The following is a 16927-nucleotide window of genomic DNA, read 5'->3' on the forward strand; positions in this document are numbered from 1 at the left end:
CCTCGAGGCGGCCGCCGCTGCCGAGACCGGCGGGACGAGCCGAACGCTCGCAGAGGAACGCCCGTTCGGCGGAATGCGCAAGACGATCGCCTCGCGGCTGAGCGAGAGCGATCGCGAAGCCGTCCACGTGACCGTCCATCGCGAGGCCGACGCCGAGGCGCTGCTTTCGGCTGCCGACGCTGCCGACGACACCCTCGAGGCCGACGTGTCGGTCCAGGACGTCCTCCTCCGGGCCATCTCGGCGACGCTTTCGGACCACCCCGCGTTCAACGCGACGTTCGAGGACGACGTCCACGAACTCTGGGAGGAGCACAACCTCGGGATCGCCGTCGATATCGAACAGGGGCTGATCGCGCCAGTACTCCCGGACGTCGGGAGCAAATCACTGGCGGAACTGGCCGACGAGCGACGGGATCTCGTCGGCCGCGCGACCAGCGGCGACTACACCATGGACGACCTGCAGGGCGGGACGTTCACCGTGACGAATCTCGGCGTCCTCGGCGTCGAGGCGTTCGATCCGATCATCAACCCGCCACAGGTCGCCATCCTCGGCGTCGACGCCATCGCCGAACAGCCGACCCGCGGCGACGACGACGGCATCGAGTGGCGACGCCACCTCCCGTTCGATCTCTCGTTCGACCATCGGGTCGTCGACGGCGCGGACGCGGCTCGCTTCCTCGAGACGCTCGTCGATCACGTCGAAAATCCGTGGCCGCTTCTTCCCGAGGACGTCGCCGACGCGGCCGACCGAGCGGCTGAGACGGAGATGCCCGGCCGATCGGTTACCGCCACGAATCCCGAAGGAATGCGCGGTCGCATCGAGGCCGGCTCCTTCGAGTGGACGTACGACGAACCCGAATCCAGCGGCGGCACCGAGACCGGCCCGACCCCGGTCGACGTCGCCCTTGGCGGCCTCGCCTCGTGTCTCTCGCTGAGTACCAGATTCCAGGCGAGCAAACGCGACATGTCGGTCGACGAGATCCAGGTCGACGTGGACGCCACGCCCGACGAAGGGACAGTCGAGGAGATCACAGCGACGATTCGGCTCGCAACCGACGAAGACGACGAGAGCGTCGACCGGCTCGTCGATCTGGGTGAACGGGGCTGTCACGTCTCGCAGATGCTTCGGGAGGACCTGGAACTGGACCTCTCCTGGGACCGGCTCTAAAATTGGGACGGACCGGCTGGCGATCCGTTACTCAGGATACGTCCGGTCCGGCTCCGGCATCGCGTCGACGTTCGCCGCGGTCTCGAAGATCGCGCCGTTGAGTTCGTCGGCCGTGTCGAAGTACCAGTACTCGGTGCCGCCGTAGTTGCCGCTCTGGATGACCGGCAGGCCGGCGTCTTCGAACTCCTCGACGACCGCGTGCGGATCGTCGAACGCGAAACAGGCGACGTGGTGGAGCCCTTCGCCGTGGTCCTCGAGATGTTCCGTGTAGATACTCTCTCCCTCGAGCGGTTCGATCAGCTCGATCATCGTCTCACCGAGCTGCGTGAGCGCGAGTACCATCGAGTACTCGTGTGACTCGCCGCGGTAGGTCCGGTCGGTGAGCGTCGGCGGCTCGAACCGGTAGATCTCCCACGGGCCGACCCCGAGGATCGAGCCGAACCGGTCCATCCCGTCGTCGATGTCCTCGACGACGAACGCGACCTGCGATAGTTCTGGAATCTCGACTCCTACTTGTGGAATGTTGTCGCTTGCCATTGTGGCGATAGTCCGTACCACAACGGTCGACGTAACCCTTTGCCCGCCGCCCCGACACCGGCTATTCCGTCCGCGGCTCGTCGATGGGGGCGACCTCGAACGCGCCGGCTCGTGCGCCCGCCTCGAGCGTCGCGTCGACGTCGACGAGTCGCGGCCCGTCCGGGACCGGCGTCAGTTCGACCGTCGCGTCCGTGAGCTCGAGTTCGCGCTCGCCGTCGGCACCGACGACGCCGTCGGGCACGTCGAACGTGGCGGACTCGTTCGGCTCGAGTCGCTCGCACGACGCAACGCCGACCGTCGCGGTGACGCCCGGCGCGACGATCGCGCGGACGGCTCGCGGTGCGTCCGTGGGGTCGGCGAGTCGGATGGCGACACCGCCGGGGTCGGCCGGCGACAGCGGCTCGAGACTGCCCGCGACCGCTGGCAGTCCGATGTCGCCGGGATGGGCCTGCGAGACGACGCCGCCGCGGAGGTCGGCCGGATCGAGCAGCGCGCGGGTCCCGATAAACGACTGCGAGGAGACTTCGGCGGCCGCGAGCCCGGTCAGCCGCCGCTCGCCGGCTGGCGTCTCGGCGCGTGCCTCGACCGTCCCGTGTCGCGTCGCCACCGCGTCGGCTGCAACCGTCCCGGTCGCGACGAGCGCGGCCGCTGCGCCCGCGACGGTGCCATCGACGGCCGAGGGAACGACGTTGTTCGTCCCTGTCGAAACGGCAACGAGCGGGACGTCGCCGAGTTCGAGCGCGGCGTCACGGGTCGTGCCGTCGCCGCCGAGGACGACCACAACGTCGGCCGCCTCGCGAAACGTCGCCGCCGCCCGACGGGTGTCGGCCGGGCTCTCCTCGATCGGCATCTCGAGCGTCGTTGCATCTATCTCCGCGGGTGCTTCCGCGACCGCGTGGTCAGCGATTCCCGTCCGGTCGGGCATGACGAGCACTTCGAGGGGCTCGCCCGCGACGGTCAGGCCATCGCACACGCACTCGGCGACCCGGCGCTTCGCGTAGTTGTCGACGACGCTCGCGCCGCCGGTGAGCCGGCGGATATCGCGGCCCGCAGCGGGGTTGACGATCAGTCCGATAGTCGCCACGTGGAGCCCCCGCTACGCGATCCGCTCGATTGCGGCTCTGACGTCTTCGTCACCGGGCAGGACCTCCTGTTCGAGCGGTGGGCTGAACGGCATGTGCGTATCCGGCGTGCCGACCCGCTGGATCGGTGCATCGAGGCTGAAGAACGCCTCTTCCTGGACGCGCGTGGCGATCTCCGCGTGGGTGCCGTACGAGAGTGGGCTCTCGTCGGCGACGACCAGCCGGCCGGTCTTCTCGACGCTCTCGACGATCGTGTCGGTATCGAGTGGGTACAGCGAGCGCGGATCGATGACTTCGACGCTCACGTCGCCCTCGAGCGAGTCGGCCACGCCGAGGGACTCGCTGACGAGTCGCTGGGTGGCGACGACGGTGACGTCCTCGCCCTCGCGTTCGACGGCTGCCTCGCCGATAGGGACCGTATAGTCCTCGTCGGTCGGCACCTCGCCCGACTGCTCGTAGATCATCTTGTTCTCGAAGACGAACACGGGGTCGTTCGACCGGATGGCGGCCTTCGTCAGTCCCTTCGCGCTCGCGGCAGTGCCCGGTGCGACCGCTTTCAGCCCCGGGAAGTGTGCGATCCATGTGTGGACCGTCCCCGAGTGCTGGCTGGCGGCACCCATGCCACCGCCCTCGGTGGTCCGGACGGTGACCGGCAGTTCGGCTTTCCCGCCGAACATGTAGTGCATCTTCGCCATCTGGTTCATGATCTGCTCCATCGAGACGCCCATGAAATCCGAGAACATGAGTTCGACGACCGGCCGTGTGCCGGTCGCCGCTGCGCCGGTCGCCGCGCCCATGAAGCCGGCCTCGCTGATCGGCGTATCACGGACCCGCTCCTCGCCGAACTCCTCGTAGAGACCGCCCGTTACCTCGAGGACGCCGCCGAAGAGGCCGACGTCCTCGCCCATCAGGTAGACGTCCTCGTCGCGCTCGAGTTCTTCGCGGAGGCCCTGTCGGATCGCCTCCCGTACGGTCATCGTCTCGGTTTCGAGTTCCAGTTCTGCCTGTGCAGTCATCGGTTGTCACCTCCGTTCGCGCCGCCGTCGGTACGCGCGACGTTCGCGAATCGCTCGAGTTCCGGCGGCTGGTCGACGAACATGTCTTCGTAGGCCGCGCTCGGTTCCGGTGTGTCCGTCTCCTGTGCGTATTCGACGGCGTCGTCGATCGTCGCCTCGATCTCGGCTCGAAGGTCGTCGAACTCCTCTTGGGTCAGTTCGCCGCGCTCGATCAGTCGGTCTTTGAACGATTCGATCGGGTCCTGGTCCCGCCAGCGCTCGACCTCGTCGTCGTCGCGGTAGGGCTCCTCGTCGCCCTCGTAGTGACCGCGGTAGCGGTACGTCTGTGCCTCGACCATCGTCGGCCCGTCGCCGGCGCGGGCTCGTTCCCGGGCCTGGGCGACCGCCTCCGCGACGGCGGTGATATCCATGCCGTCGACGGTCACGCCGGGGATGTCGTAGGCCTGGGCCGTGTCGCTCAGATTCTCGAGGTTGTGTTGCTTCTCGACTGGGGTCCCCTCCCCGTAGTGGTTGTTCTCGACGACGAAGATCGCCGGCAGGTCCCAGGTCGAAGCGAGGTTGATCGCCTCGTGGACCTGCCCCTGGGCGACCGCGCCGTCGCCGAGGAAGCCGACCGCGACCTGATCGCGGTCCTGATAGTCGATCGACAGGGCCGCGCCGGTGGCAAGCGGCGGCCCCGCACCGACGATACCGTTCGCACCGAGCATCCCGGCGTCGACGTCCGCGATGTGCATCGAGCCACCCTTGCCGTTACAGTAGCCCTCAGCCTTGCCGTAGAGTTCGGCCATCATGTACTTCGGGTCGAGCCCCTTCGCGATACAGTGGCCATGGCCACGGTGTGTGCTCGCGATATAGTCATCGGGGTCAAGCGACGCACAGGTGCCGACGCCGACCGCCTCCTCTCCGATATAGAGGTGGACGAACCCCGGTATCTCCCCGTCTGCGAACCGATCTCCTGCCTCTTCGTCGAACGCCCGGATAGTTACCATCCGGCGTAGTGCTTCCCGTCGGCCGTCTGCAGTTTCAAGGTCAAAATTTGCCATGTGGCTGTACTGGTGTACGTCACCATGCCACATATATCTAGCATTTATAATTGTGTAGTATCACCCAGGAAACTGTATACGAAGCGTCACTTTCACGGTTCGATACTCATCTCATTCGAGCGTCGCGAGTGCGTCGGAACTGAGCCCACCAGTCCGTCCCAGCGGATGGGTCGCCGTCGACGCGCAATCGTACCCGTCCGCTCTTCGTCACCGCTCGAGCCCGTCGGGAGAGACCGGCTCGAGGCCGGTCTCGGCGACGAACTCGGCGAGGAAGTCGACACGGTTGGGAATCTCGGTCGGCTGATGGGAGTCAGTGCCGACGGTCACGGCCACGTCGTACTCACGAAGGAGCGACAGCAACCGATCGGACGGGTGGACGATGCCGGCGTCGGACAGTGCCCGCCCAGCGTTGATCTCAGGGATCGTCCGCGACTCGGCGAACGCCTGCGCTACGCGCCGGTAGTGGTCGTCGGTCGCCCGACCCCGAAGCGGGGGCGTCCGCTCGAGCAAGTCGACGTGGGCGGCGATTTCGAAGAGTTCTGACTCGACGAGCGCGACGAGTTGGTCGAAATAGTCGTCGACGACTGCGTCGCGTTCGGCCTCGCTCATCGCGGAGAAGTTAGACGAGACCTGGACGTTACGGCCGCCGATGTCGTGGACGCTGCCGATCGCATAGTCGAACCCTGCCTCCGCGAGGAACGTCTCGATCGCAGCCTCGTCGCGCAGATCGTAGTCCATCTCGACGGCGTCGTAGATCGCGAGATCGAACTCCTCGCGCAGGCGGTCGATCCCCCGTCGGCGGCGCTCGTAGGTGAGATCGAGATTGAAGCCGTAGACGCTGCGCATCGACGCGTGATGCTCGCGCGTGGCCACGTTGCAGTGGTCGGCGACGCCGACGCCCTCGAGGCCGGCCGACTCGGCCGCTCGGACCATCGACCGGAGAAACTCGCCGTCCGAGTAGTTCGAGTGGACGTGAAAATCCCGCATACATCGCCGACCATGGGCGACGTGTTAGTAGTTGTGCTCGCGGAACACGGTTCGAACCGGGGACTTCGTTCGCCGGTATCGTTCGGTGACGGATGACGGTGGGAGGGAGCGAGGGGCTGTCATATAACCGCCTCCTGCCGTTATTGGCCGTCAATTGGAAACGGAAAGCTGCTCACGACGGATGCGAACTGAACGGCGGTTGTTCCATCAGGGGACGGATGACGATCAGCGAGTCGTGCTAAATACACAATACACCATGAGGTATCGAACGGGGGCTGTCGGACCAGTTCGGTACTCGATTCCCTGCCTTCGGGCCGGATATTTACGGACAGACCGCCACAATTTGGTCAATGGCTACCGAGGCGACGTTTACGATTCCATCCGCGCAATTCCCGTTGGGAACTGTATTTGAACAGTTGCCGGACGTGACGATCGAACTGGAACGGATCATCCCGGCTCAGGACGTGGTTGTCCCGTACTTTTGGGTGCGTGGGACCGTGGTCGACGATATCGAGGGCGCGTTTACCGGCCATTCTGGAGTAAGAGACATTCGCCTCGTCGATTCAGTCGAAGACGAGTATCTGTTACGTGTCGAGTGGGCGCTGGAGTACTCCGGCGTGCTAAGCACGCTGGTCGAGACGGAGATTCCGCTCATCAAAGCGGTTGGCACGAATCAGCAGTGGACGTTCGATGTCCGCGGCGACGATCGAAGCGATATCGCAGCCTTCCAGCAACGCTGTCGAGAACTGGATATCCCGATCGTGCTAACCGAAGTCCACGCACTGACGCCGGTTGAGACGGGCGCTGAAAGAGCGGTAACCGAAACACAGCAAGAGGCGCTGGTCCTTGCCTATCAGCGCGGCTACTTCGAGTCACCACGCAAGGTGACGATGGAGGACATCGGCGACGAACTCGGCATCTCCCAGCAGGCTGTCGCGTCTCGTCTCCGGCGTGGAATCAAGCACATCCTCGGGAGTACGCTTCCCGATACGGAACAACCAGACCGATAGGTATTATAAAAGGGTTTTGTATAACACGAAGTCAGTCTGACGCTGTTGGCCATCCACACTAAATATACAATGCCCGATGGAGAGAGCAAACGAACGATCGCTAAATGTCTCGGCTGTCAGTCCGCGTATGCGGTCCAAAAATGGACTGACGGGACGATCCAACCGATTGGGAGGAGAACCGGCTGTCAATGTGACTCAACGGAGTTCCAAGTCGTCGGAGAGTCGACGACGCCCGCTCTCCGAGAGGAGAAGCCCGATTGACCAGTACTGCCCGTTCAGTACGCAGGCGGACTGCGCCGCTGGTTTTGGACACACCTGCGAACGACTGTGTGGAGTAATTCCTCCCATCAATACCGATCACGAGTTACGTCCGGAGAAGGACGACGGAAGTCGGATCGCTGACGACTCGAGCTACTCGTTGCGCGGGTTGCTCGGGTGGTAGTCCGTGTCGTACTCTCCGGGCTGGTCGTCGACGCGGTCGGGGTTGAGTCGGCCCGACAGGAGCATGAAGTCGACCAGCGTCAGCGCGAGCATCGCCTCGACGACGGGGACCCCACGGGGCGGCAGGACGGGGTCGTGACGGCCGATGACTTTCTCCTCTTTTATTTCGCCGGTCTCCCAGTCGGCAGTCTGCTGGGACTTGGGAATCGACGTCGGCGCGTGCAGCGTGACCTCACCGTAGATCGGCTCGCCACTCGAGATGCCGCCCTGAATGCCACCGTGGTCGTTCTCGACCGGAACGGGGTTCCCCTCGTCGTCGAACTCCCAGTCGTCGTTGCGCTCCTTGCCGGTCCACTCGGCGGCCTCCGTGCCGAGGCCGAACTCGAAGGCAGTCGCCGCTGGGACGGCCATCATGGCCTGGCCGAGTCGCGCGGAGAGGGAATCAAAACGCGGCGCACCGAGGCCGACAGGGACGCCCTGCGCCTCGAAGTAGATGCTGCCACCGATGGAGTCGCCTTCCTCCTGATACTCCGCGATCAGGTCCTGCATTTCGTCGGCGGTCTCGGGGTGGGCACACCGAACGTCGTTTTCTTCCGAGTGCTCGAGCATCTCCTCGAAGCTCACTTCTGGGGCCTCGATGTCACCGATCTGGTTGACGTGGGCCTTGAGTTCGATCCCCTCGCGCGCCAGAAGTTTCTTCGCGATCGCGCCCGCGGCGACCCAGTTGACCGTCTCACGTGCGGAGGAGCGGCCGCCACCGCCCCAGTTTCGCGTGCCGAACTTGGCCGAGTAGGTGAAATCGCCGTGGCTCGGTCGCGGCGCGGTGATGAAGGGCTCGTACTTGCCCGAGCGGGCGTCCTTGTTCTGGATGACGAGCCCGATCGGCGTGCCCGTCGTGTAGCCGTCCTGAATCCCGGATTTGATCGAGACGTCGTCTGGCTCGCCGCGGCTGGTCGTGATCATCGACTGGCCCGGCTTGCGCCGATCGAGGTCTTCCTGGATGTCTGCTTCGGAGAGCTCGAGGCCGGCGGGACAGCCCGAGATGGTACAGCCCATCGCTTCCCCGTGGCTCTCGCCGAACGTGGTCACCTGAAAAAGGCGACCGAAGCGGTTGCCGTTCATTACCACGTCCTCGGGGACGGGGACACTTAGCCCTGCAGGATTCTCGCACGACGGTCGAATCGCCGTCCGGGCGATCGGATCGTGTGCCGCTGCAAGCGGCGTGCTCATCTATTTGTGATTTGGAAACACACGACTAGATATGGGCGACGAACAGTTCGACCCGAATCTGCGTGCGCTCCACGCAGCGGCCGATGATTTCCCGTTCGACGACATCGTTCGTCTGCTTGGGGATCGCCACACCCGTTACGTGCTCGTCTCTCTCCACGACGATCCAACGCCGACGCTCGAGGAATTGGCCGACGTGGTCGCCGCCACAGACGCCAGTGAGACGGGAACGATCGCTGCGCCGTCCGACCGCGATCGAATTCGACTGTGGCTGTATCACGCCATCCTCCCCCGACTCGCGGACCTGGGATTCATCGCGTTCGATAGCGACGCGAAGGCCGTCACCGACACCGACATTCCGGCTGCTGTCAGCGACGCGCTGGGTGTGACCGACCCAGAACGATGAACTCGCTCGCCGATCTCATCGAGACGATCGAATGCCAGCGGAAGACGCTCGAGGTCCACACCGACGACGACACGATCTTCGAAGCGCTGCACCGACAGTTCGAGACGCGAAACGTCGACGTACGCCACCGGTCGCTCGGCTCGCTCGATGGGGCAGGGTTCGTGATCGTTCGGGGCGTCGACGGCGCGTTTCGCGGCGCGCTGGGGCACGATCAGTTTGCGGCGATCCTCTCGCCGCGGATCCACCCGCCGTGGGTGCTCGCCGAGACCGACGACGACCGATCGGACCTGTTTAGCTTCCTCGAGAACACGCTGTTTACCTCCTACAGCCGCCGGCAGATGCTGGCAACGACCCGCGAGATCGAAGAACGAGCGTGGCGCGTCGGGGCCGGTCGGTTGTACGCAGGGTTCGAACGCGCGCTGGCGTTCGCGGTACAGACAGACGTCTACGAGCGATTCGGAAGTCACACCTCGCTGACGGTCGCGGTGTTTATAGACGACGAGTGGACCGAGCCGGTCCCCGACGGTGTGACCGTCGTCTCGGAGCGCGACAGCGAACTCGGCGAGTACTGGTTCGTGGTCTTCGACGGTGGCGACAACGAACAGGAAGCCTGTGCGTTACTCGCAGAAGAGCGCCGTCCGGGGGAGTTCTACGGGTTCTGGACGTACGATCCGGCGATGGTCACGGAGCTGGTCACGTATCTCGAGACGACGTACGACACCTCGTAGACGTCACAGGGTAGTGAGTGCGCGAACGTCGGCAGGGCTCGGACACGACTCGATCCGTGTCGCGTTGGCGTCGTACTCGAGAACGCCGAACTGATCCAGCATCGGAAGGTGAACATGGTGGAGCGACACCGTGACACGCTCGACGTCCTCGTGGTCGAGGTCGGCTGCTCGTGTGACGATTGCCGATGCCAGCGCAGATAGTTCGACGGGTGCAGTCTGTTCTGCGAGGTGCTCGAGGGCGAGTCGGCGCTGCTGGGATGCGAGCAATCGGTAGCGCTCGCTCTCGGTACGCTCGTCTACGTCGGTAGACTTCCCGACACGGTCGCATCGTGACTGCGTCATCGCTCTCCACTCGTTGCGGGCTTTCTGTAAGCGTACGCTAGATATAATTAGGTATTCGCCGTCGTGGTCCGAACGTGTGTCGCCCGTCACGACGATGTCTGCTTCCGCACGCCGGAGTGACCTGCGGGCATGTGGGCTTCATTTCCCAATACGGGCTCCGTCGACGGAGGGGTTATAGTGCCGAGTCGACTTTAGGAGACCAATGACGGCTTCCGCGTTGACCGAGAGCCTCCGGGAAACGCTTGCCTGCTTCGATGCCGGGGTCCCGCAAACGACCCGTGAGGTGGCAGCCCAACTCGAGCTGGGCCGACGGAGCACCTACGACCGGCTCGAGCGGCTCGTCGAGCGAGAGCGGCTCGAGACCAAGAAAGTCGGCGCGAGCGCACGCGTCTGGTGGCGACCGCCGGGTGACGACACGGTTGTCGACAGTCAAGACAGACCGGCCGTCCCCGGCCCGCTCGTCGACGACGTGCTCGACGACGCCGAAATCGGGCTGTTCGTCTTGAACCCGGATCTCGAGGTGGCGTGGATCAACGAGACGGCCGCACGATACTTCGGACTCGAGCGCGAGCGCGTCCTCGGGCGGGACAAACGCGACCTCATCACGGACCGGATCGCGTCGGTCGTCGAGGATAGCACGTCGTTTGCCGATACCGTGTTGGCGACCTACGAGGACAATACGTATGCTGAACGATTCGAGTGTCGCGTCACGGCGAGTGGGAGCCGCGAGGCGCGGTGGCTCGAGCACCGGAGCAAACCGATCGAGTCCGGCGACTACGCCGGCGGACGGATCGAACTTTACGAGGACGTGACCGACCGGAAACGCTCGGAGCGCGCCCGGCAGGCCGAACGAACGCTCCTCGAGCGCGTCCTCGCGGTCAGTCCGACGGGAATCGGCATTTTCGACGCCGACGGCGAGGCGCGACGCGTCAACCAGCAGTTCATCGAGTACCTCGGGCTGGCCGAACCCGATCCGGACGCGTACGCCCTCGGCGATCAGCCCCTGCGCGACGAGGACGGGAACGTGATCCCCTCCCCCGAACGTCCGGCAGCGCGGGCACTCGCGACCGGCGAGTCGGTCGTCGACCAGCACTGTCTGGTCGAGGGACACGACGGGGAGACCCGGTGGCTCTCGATAAACGCCGAGCCGCTCGACGACAGCGGTGTCGTCGTCACGGTGACCGATATTACGCGACTCAAAGCGCAGACACGCCGCCTCGAACGCCAGCGCGAGGACCTCGAGAGAGAGCTCGACACAGTTTTCGAGCGGATCGACGACGCGTTCTACGCGTTCGACGACCAGCTGCGATTTACCTACGTCAACGACCGCGCCGAAACGCTGCTGGGCCGTCCGGCGTCCGAACTGCTCGGCAGGAACGTCTGGCAGGCGCTATCCGTCGACGCCGATGATCCGATCCGTGACCGGCTCGAAACGGCGCTGGAAACCCAGACCGCCACGAGCTTCGAACAGTATTCCGAGGTCCTCGACATCTGGGTGACAGTCAGGGTGTATCCCTCCGAGTCGGGCCTCTCGGTGTATTTCACCGACATCAGCGACCAGAAGCGACGCGAACGCGAACTCGAGAAATCGGAGCGGCGCTATCGCACCCTCGTCGAGAACTTCCCGAACGGCATGGTCGCGCTCTTCGACGAGGACCTCGAGTACACGCTCGTCGGTGGGCACCTCTTCGAGCGATGTGACGTCGACGCGGACGACCTCGTCGGAGAGCCGGTGGGGACGTTACTCCAGCCGTCGGCGGATCGTGACCGGATCGAGCCCGACTATCGACGTGCGCTCGACGGCGAAACGACGACGTTCGAGGTGACGCAGGATGGCCGCGAGCTGTGGATGCAAGTTGCGCCCGTGACCGACGACAGCGGTGACGTCTTTCGGGGCATGGTGATCGGACAGGACGTCACCGAGCGCAAGCGAAAAGAGCGTCAGCTCCGCGAACGCGAGGCCAGTCTCGAGCGAACGATGGAGCTGCTCGAACAATCACAGCAACTGGCGAACGTGGGTGCCTGGGAACTCGACGTGAGCACGACGCCCGCCGAACTCTGGTGGACCGACGAGGTCTACCGGATCCACGGCCTCTCGCCCGAGCAGGAGGTCGATCTCGAGGACGGGATCTCGTTCTATCATCCCGAGGATCGATCGCGGATCCGCGAGGCGATCGAGGACGGCGAACCGTACGATCTCAGACTCCGGATCGAACCCGAGGACGGTGAGCGGCGATGGGTACGGACCATTTGCGATCCCGTGCAAACCGACGGCGAGGTCGTCGCCCTCCGCGGCGCATTTCAGGATATTACCGAGCGCATAGAGTATGAACGAGACCTCGAGCGCCAGCGTGAGCAACTCGCCGTGCTCAACAATCTCAACGACGTCGTCCGCAGCATCACCGACGAGGTGATCGATCAGTCGACGCGCGCGGAAATCGAGCGAGTCGTCTGCGAGCGTCTCGCCGAGACGGACTCGTACCTGTTCGCCTGGATCGGCGACGTCGATGTCGCCACCCAGACAGTGAACCTGCGAGCAGAGGCCGGCGTCGAGGGGTACCTCGACGGGATCACGATCTCGACCGATCCCGACGACGAGCGCAGTCGAGGACCGACTGGCCAGGCGATTCTCGAGCGCGAGATCCAGACCGCCCAGGATATCGCGGCCGACAGCAGATACGATCTCTGGCGCGACCACGTCGAACAGTACGGCTTTCGCTCGTCGGCGGCGATCCCGATCGTCTCCGAGGGTACCGTCTACGGCGTATTGAACGTCTACGCCGACCGACCGAACGCGTTCGAGGGCGAGGAACGGGCGGTCATCAGTCAGTTGGGGGAGGTGGTGGGCCATGCGATCGCCGCCACCGAGCGCAAGCGGGCGTTGATGAGCGACGACGTGGTCGAACTCCAGTTTCGCATTCGCGATATCTTCACCGCGGTCGGAGCTGGCGTGACAACCGACGGCACGATCACGATCGACCACATGGTCCCCATCGAGAACGACGAGTATCTCGTCTACGGGACGCTCACCGAAGATGCCATCGCGGGCCTGGACGCGCTCGTCGACGCGGTCCCACACTGGGTGGACGTCACCTACCGGACCGCAAGCGGGCCGACGACCTTCGAACTCCGTCTGTCAGATCCGCCGGTACTGTCGACGGTCGCCTCACTGGGCGGAGCAATCGAGCGGGCAGTCATCGAAGACGGCGACTACCGGATGACGGTCCATCTCGTACCGGGAGCCGACGTTCGGCGGGCGATCGACGTCGTACAGACGACCTACCCGACCGCAGAACTGCTGAAACACCGCCAGACCACACGTGCTGACACCACCGGCGAACGCGTCCAGCACGTGCTGACGGACGAACTTACCGACCGACAGCGGGCAGCCCTCGAGGCCGCCTTCCACGCCGGTTTCTTCGAGTGGCCCCGCGATGCGTCCGGCGAAGATGTCGCCGAGTCGCTCGAGATCGCACCGGCGACGTTCCACCAACATCTCCGACGAGCACAGAAGAAGGTCTTCGAATCGTTGCTTTCGGGGCCGACGTCGACCTGACTGTGTCGCGTGTCGCGCCGCAGTGACGTGTTACTCCCGCCGCTCGAGGGCGACGCCCAACTCCTCGAGCATGTCGAAAAAGCCAGGGAACGAGACGTCGACGTGGTCGGCACCCTTGATGGTGGTCTCACCGTCGGCGACCAGCCCCGCGAGCGCGAGCGCCATGATGATCCGGTGATCGTCGCGGCCTGACACGGTCGCCCCCTCGAGTTCCGACGCGCTGCCGTGGATCGTCAGTGAGTCCCGTTCTTCGGTGGTCTCGACGCCCATTTTCCCGAGTTCTTCGGCCATCGCGCTCACGCGGTCGGTCTCCTTGTAGCGGACGTGCTCGGCGTTCGTAACGAGAGTGTCGCCATCGGCGACGGCCCCCAACGTCGCGATCGTCGGCAGCAGGTCGGGCGTATCCTCTACGTCGACCTCGATCCCCTCGAGTGACGCCCCGGAGACGTCGATCGTCCCCGTGTCCCGGTCCCAGTCGACATCGGCACCCATCCGCTCGACGATCTCGACGATCGCGCTGTCGCCCTGTGCGCTGGGGTGGGCGCCCTCGATGCGAACCGTCTCGTCCTCGGCGGCGGCGATCGCACCCGCCGCTAGCGGGTAGGAGATCGACGAGAAGTCGCCGGGGACCGCGTACTCGCCGCCCGCGGGTGCGTAGGACTGTCCGCCGTCGACCGCGAAGCCGTCGTCAGTTTTGCGGGCGTCGACGCCGAAGTCGGCGAGCACCTCGAGCGTGATGTCGACGTAGGGCGCGGACTTGAGGTCCGTCTCGAGGTCGATCGCGATCCCCTCGTCGGTGACCGCGCCGGCCATCAGCAGGGCAGTAATGTACTGCGAGGAGACGTCGCCCGGAATCGAGACCGTGCCGCCCGTGAGCGGGCCAGTGACGACCAGCGGGGCCTGGCCGTTCCTGCGGGTGCTTTCGGCCTCGGCTCCGAGATCCGCGAGTGCCTCGAGTAGCGGGCCCTGCGGCCGGGACCGCAGGGACTCGTCGCCAGTCAGGACGGTGGTGCCGTCGGCCAGCGCCGCCGCCGCGGTGACGAGCCGCATCGTCGTGCCGCTGTTCGCACAGTCGATGACGTCCGCCGGGACCGCGGGGCGGCCGTCGAAGCCGTCGATCTCGAGCGTGCCGTCGTCTCGTCGGTCGATGTCGCCGCCGAACAGTTCGACCGCGCGGGCGGTCGCTTGCGTGTCCGCACTCCAGAGGGCGTCGCGGACGGTCGCCTCGCCGGAGTAGCCCGCCGCGAGGATCGAACGATGGGTGTAGCTCTTCGATGGCGGTGCCCGTACCGTCCCGGCGACCCGCGAGGGCGTGAGAGTGACGTTCATGGTCGCCCTGTGGAGTGGCCCCGTCTTACCGATACCGATCCTGCGAGTCCGACCCGCTCGAGCGGATCGAAAGCGAAACCCCCTAACCCGCTCCGAGAGTGAACCCGAGCATGCACGACGACAGCGAGGTCGCCGTCCTTCGGCTCGGCCACCGCCCCGGCCGGGACGAGCGGATGACGACCCACGTCGGCCTGACCGCGCGGGCGCTGGGTGCCGACCGCGTCCTCTTTCCCGAGAACGCCGGCCAATCGCTCGAGACCGTCAGGGACATCACCGACCGTTTTGGCGGCCCCTTCGCGGCCGAACTGACCGACTCACCCCACGCCGTCATCCGCAACTGGGAAGGGAAGGTCGTCCACCTCACGATGTACGGCGAGCGCGTCCAGGACGTCGAAGCCGAGATCCGGACGGCCCACAGCGACGACGGCGAGCCGCTGTTGCTCGTCGTCGGCTCCGAGAAGGTCTCCTTCGACGTCTACGAGGAAGCCGACTGGAACGTCGGCGTCACCAACCAGCCCCACTCCGAAGTCGCGGGGCTGGCTGTCTTCCTCGATCGGCTGTTCGAGGGCCGGGAACTGGACCAGGAGTGGGACGACGCCGATCGGCGTGTAGTTCCGATGGAGACCGGCAAGCGGGTCGTGCCGGCCGACGACGCGGACGAACACCACGACTGATACGGTCTACTGTACGTCATTACCGGTGCAACCGCGACCGCCCTGCGGTCCCACCGGTACATCGTGACAGCAAACCGTATGAGCCGGTCGCCGCCCCCTGTCTACTCGCGACTCGGTACGACATGATGCGCGGGAGTTAACAAGACTTAATGGCTCCATGCCGTTACGTGTAGGTAATGGCTTTTGAGGACCTGCTCGAGGACCCAGTAATTCAGAAATATTTGCACGAGCTGGTCGGTCCCACGGGGATGCCCGTCGCGGCGGCACCTCCGGACGGCGAGGTAACCGACGAGGAACTCGCCGAGGAACTCGACCTCGAGTTGAACGACGTGCGGCGCGCGCTGTTCATTCTCTACGAGAACGATCTCGCCACCTATCGACGGCTGCGCGACGAGGACTCGGGGTGGCTGACCTACCTCTGGACCTTCGAGTACGACAACATTCCGGAAAATCTAGAAGAGGAGATGTACCGACTCCACGACGCGCTCGAAGAGCGCCGGGAGTACGAGCGCAACCACGAGTTCTACCTCTGTGAGATCTGTTCCATCCGCTTCGAGTTCGGCGAAGCGATGGACTTCGGCTTCGAGTGCCCCGAATGTGGTTCGCCGCTGGAATCGATGGAAAACGACCGCCTGGTCACTGCGATGGACGACCGCCTCGACGCGCTCGAGGACGAACTCAACATCGACGCGGACGCCTAATGGTCGTACTCGCAACCAAACTGTACGTCGAAGGTGACGCCCGCGAGCGCTCGCTCGATTCGTTGCGCTCGCTTGTCAACAACGAGATCGGCGAACTCGACGTCGAATTCGACATCGGCGTCCGCCACGACGACTTCCCGTCGGTGACAATCGAGGGTGACGACGCGACCGTCGCACGCAACGTCCTCCGCGAAGAGTTCGGCGAGATCGTCCCCGACCTCGAGGCCGGCGAGACCTACACCGGGACGCTCGAATCCTGGGACGACGACGGGTTCGTCCTCGATGCGGGACAGGGCGACGGCGTCCGGATTCCGACCGACGAACTCGGACTCGGTCCGGGGTCGGCGACGCAGATCCGCGACCGATACGGGCTGGTCCAGCACATGCCGCTGCAATTCGTCTACGGCGGCGAAAACGAACCGTCCCGGCTCGCCGAGGAAACGCAAGACCGCCTCTACGAGTGGACCCGTGGCGACGGCCGCCTCAACGTCAACAGCGCCACCCGCGCGGAAGTGCGGGCCACGCTCAACCGCGCCGGCCACGCACAGGACTACGTCACCGTCGAGCGACTCGGCTTGCTCGAGCAAAGCGTCGTCTGTACCGAAGACACCGACCCGCCGGGGCTGCTCGCCAGCGTCGGCGAGTACCTCCCGGCCGAACTGCGCTGTGTCGTTCCCTAG

At 65.1% G+C, this 16927-nt stretch carries 16 protein-coding genes (1 of these 16 running past the window's edge); 8 read left to right on the forward strand and 8 right to left on the reverse strand.

The features are described 5' to 3' along the window. On the forward strand, positions 1-1168 hold the 3' portion of the coding sequence (locus ACFR99_RS14310; protein WP_390288492.1) for a 2-oxo acid dehydrogenase subunit E2. The gene continues 659 nt to the left of window position 1, outside the view; the window shows 1168 of its 1827 coding nt (coding positions 660-1827); its start codon lies beyond the left edge, outside the window; the stop codon is at positions 1166-1168. A 27-nt stretch (positions 1169-1195) separates the two neighbouring features. Here ACFR99_RS14310 and ACFR99_RS14315 read toward each other — a convergent pair whose 3' ends face one another. From ACFR99_RS14315 to ACFR99_RS14335, 5 genes are all read right to left on the reverse strand, one after another. Then, complete coding sequence (locus tag ACFR99_RS14315; RefSeq protein WP_390288494.1) at positions 1196-1705, reverse strand: VOC family protein; 510 nt, start codon at positions 1703-1705, stop codon at positions 1196-1198. 61 nt (positions 1706-1766) lie between these two features. Further along, positions 1767-2789 (reverse strand): NAD(+)/NADH kinase, encoded by a 1023-nt coding sequence (locus tag ACFR99_RS14320; protein WP_390288496.1) that lies wholly within the window; start codon positions 2787-2789, stop codon positions 1767-1769. 12 nt (positions 2790-2801) lie between these two features. After that, the gene (locus tag ACFR99_RS14325) at positions 2802-3803 is read right to left on the reverse strand and encodes an alpha-ketoacid dehydrogenase subunit beta (protein WP_390288498.1); all 1002 of its coding nucleotides are present in this window, start codon (positions 3801-3803) and stop codon (positions 2802-2804) included. After that, positions 3800-4846 (reverse strand): thiamine pyrophosphate-dependent dehydrogenase E1 component subunit alpha, encoded by a 1047-nt coding sequence (locus ACFR99_RS14330; RefSeq protein WP_390288500.1) that lies wholly within the window; start codon positions 4844-4846, stop codon positions 3800-3802. The genes ACFR99_RS14325 and ACFR99_RS14330 overlap by 4 nt, the downstream gene beginning before the upstream one ends. A 207-nt stretch (positions 4847-5053) precedes the next feature. Beyond that, positions 5054-5833, reverse strand: a complete 780-nt coding sequence (locus ACFR99_RS14335) for a PHP domain-containing protein (protein WP_390288502.1) — start codon at positions 5831-5833, stop codon at positions 5054-5056. Positions 5834-6183: 350 nt separating this feature from the next. Between ACFR99_RS14335 and ACFR99_RS14340 the strand changes: the two genes are divergently transcribed. Next, entirely contained in the window at positions 6184-6843 is a 660-nt protein-coding gene (locus ACFR99_RS14340; RefSeq protein ID WP_390288504.1) for a helix-turn-helix domain-containing protein, read from the forward strand. A 411-nt stretch (positions 6844-7254) separates the two neighbouring features. Here the strand turns inward: ACFR99_RS14340 and aroC are convergent, their stop codons facing one another. Then, positions 7255-8406: a chorismate synthase gene (aroC, locus tag ACFR99_RS14345; protein ID WP_390289121.1), complete on the reverse strand. Its 1152-nt coding sequence runs from the start codon at positions 8404-8406 to the stop codon at positions 7255-7257. A gap of 139 nt (positions 8407-8545) precedes the next feature. Here aroC and ACFR99_RS14350 point away from each other — a divergent pair, with 139 nt between their 5' ends. Continuing rightward, entirely contained in the window at positions 8546-8917 is a 372-nt protein-coding gene (locus ACFR99_RS14350) for a DUF7344 domain-containing protein (RefSeq protein ID WP_390288506.1), read from the forward strand. Then, positions 8914-9645 carry a DICT sensory domain-containing protein gene (locus tag ACFR99_RS14355; protein WP_390288508.1) on the forward strand — a complete coding sequence of 244 codons (732 nt, stop codon included), beginning with the start codon at positions 8914-8916 and terminating at the stop codon, positions 9643-9645. The genes ACFR99_RS14350 and ACFR99_RS14355 overlap by 4 nt, the downstream gene beginning before the upstream one ends. 3 nt (positions 9646-9648) lie before the next feature. On the opposite strand, the gene ACFR99_RS14360 is transcribed toward ACFR99_RS14355, so the two are convergent. Beyond that, a complete protein-coding gene (locus ACFR99_RS14360; protein ID WP_390288510.1) occupies positions 9649-9987 on the reverse strand; it encodes a DUF7344 domain-containing protein in 339 nt (112 codons plus the stop codon). 202 nt (positions 9988-10189) lie between these two features. Here ACFR99_RS14360 and ACFR99_RS14365 point away from each other — a divergent pair, with 202 nt between their 5' ends. Beyond that, on the forward strand, positions 10190-13543 hold the full coding sequence (locus ACFR99_RS14365; protein WP_390288512.1) for a PAS domain S-box protein: 3354 nt from the start codon (positions 10190-10192) through the stop codon (positions 13541-13543). A gap of 30 nt (positions 13544-13573) precedes the next feature. Here ACFR99_RS14365 and aroA read toward each other — a convergent pair whose 3' ends face one another. After that, a complete protein-coding gene (gene aroA / locus ACFR99_RS14370; RefSeq protein ID WP_390288514.1) occupies positions 13574-14872 on the reverse strand; it encodes a 3-phosphoshikimate 1-carboxyvinyltransferase in 1299 nt (432 codons plus the stop codon). Between the two features lie 110 nt (positions 14873-14982). On the opposite strand from aroA, the gene ACFR99_RS14375 reads away from it, so the two are divergent. The 3 genes from ACFR99_RS14375 to ACFR99_RS14385 all read left to right on the forward strand — a co-directional run bounded on the left by ACFR99_RS14375 (position 14983) and on the right by ACFR99_RS14385 (position 16927). Continuing rightward, positions 14983-15546, forward strand: a complete 564-nt coding sequence (locus ACFR99_RS14375; RefSeq protein WP_390288516.1) for a tRNA (cytidine(56)-2'-O)-methyltransferase — start codon at positions 14983-14985, stop codon at positions 15544-15546. Positions 15547-15722: 176 nt separating this feature from the next. Continuing rightward, positions 15723-16247: a transcription factor gene (locus ACFR99_RS14380; protein WP_390288518.1), complete on the forward strand. Its 525-nt coding sequence runs from the start codon at positions 15723-15725 to the stop codon at positions 16245-16247. Then, on the forward strand, positions 16247-16927 hold the full coding sequence (locus tag ACFR99_RS14385; protein WP_390288520.1) for a DUF2110 family protein: 681 nt from the start codon (positions 16247-16249) through the stop codon (positions 16925-16927). Before ACFR99_RS14380 ends, ACFR99_RS14385 begins: the two co-directional genes overlap by 1 nt.

The sequence above is a fragment of the Haloarchaeobius amylolyticus genome, assembly GCF_042678045.1.
Lineage (GTDB): Archaea > Halobacteriota > Halobacteria > Halobacteriales > Natrialbaceae > Natrinema > Natrinema amylolyticus_A.

Excerpts from the sequence above, each read along its gene's own strand:
- aroA (WP_390288514.1), bottom strand. The coding sequence starts at position 14,872 with ATGAACGTCACTCTCACGCCCTCGCGGGTCGCCGGGACGGTACGGGCA.
- ACFR99_RS14375 (WP_390288516.1), top strand. The coding sequence starts at position 14,983 with ATGCACGACGACAGCGAGGTCGCCGTCCTTCGGCTCGGCCACCGCCCC.
- ACFR99_RS14385 (WP_390288520.1), top strand. The coding sequence starts at position 16,247 with ATGGTCGTACTCGCAACCAAACTGTACGTCGAAGGTGACGCCCGCGAG.
- ACFR99_RS14330 (WP_390288500.1), bottom strand. The coding sequence starts at position 4,846 with ATGGCAAATTTTGACCTTGAAACTGCAGACGGCCGACGGGAAGCACTA.
- ACFR99_RS14360 (WP_390288510.1), bottom strand. The coding sequence starts at position 9,987 with ATGACGCAGTCACGATGCGACCGTGTCGGGAAGTCTACCGACGTAGAC.
- ACFR99_RS14335 (WP_390288502.1), bottom strand. The coding sequence starts at position 5,833 with ATGCGGGATTTTCACGTCCACTCGAACTACTCGGACGGCGAGTTTCTC.
- ACFR99_RS14315 (WP_390288494.1), bottom strand. The coding sequence starts at position 1,705 with ATGGCAAGCGACAACATTCCACAAGTAGGAGTCGAGATTCCAGAACTA.
- ACFR99_RS14325 (WP_390288498.1), bottom strand. The coding sequence starts at position 3,803 with ATGACTGCACAGGCAGAACTGGAACTCGAAACCGAGACGATGACCGTA.
- ACFR99_RS14355 (WP_390288508.1), top strand. The coding sequence starts at position 8,914 with ATGAACTCGCTCGCCGATCTCATCGAGACGATCGAATGCCAGCGGAAG.
- ACFR99_RS14380 (WP_390288518.1), top strand. The coding sequence starts at position 15,723 with ATGGCTTTTGAGGACCTGCTCGAGGACCCAGTAATTCAGAAATATTTG.
- ACFR99_RS14340 (WP_390288504.1), top strand. The coding sequence starts at position 6,184 with ATGGCTACCGAGGCGACGTTTACGATTCCATCCGCGCAATTCCCGTTG.
- ACFR99_RS14365 (WP_390288512.1), top strand. The coding sequence starts at position 10,190 with ATGACGGCTTCCGCGTTGACCGAGAGCCTCCGGGAAACGCTTGCCTGC.
- aroC (WP_390289121.1), bottom strand. The coding sequence starts at position 8,406 with ATGAACGGCAACCGCTTCGGTCGCCTTTTTCAGGTGACCACGTTCGGC.
- ACFR99_RS14350 (WP_390288506.1), top strand. The coding sequence starts at position 8,546 with ATGGGCGACGAACAGTTCGACCCGAATCTGCGTGCGCTCCACGCAGCG.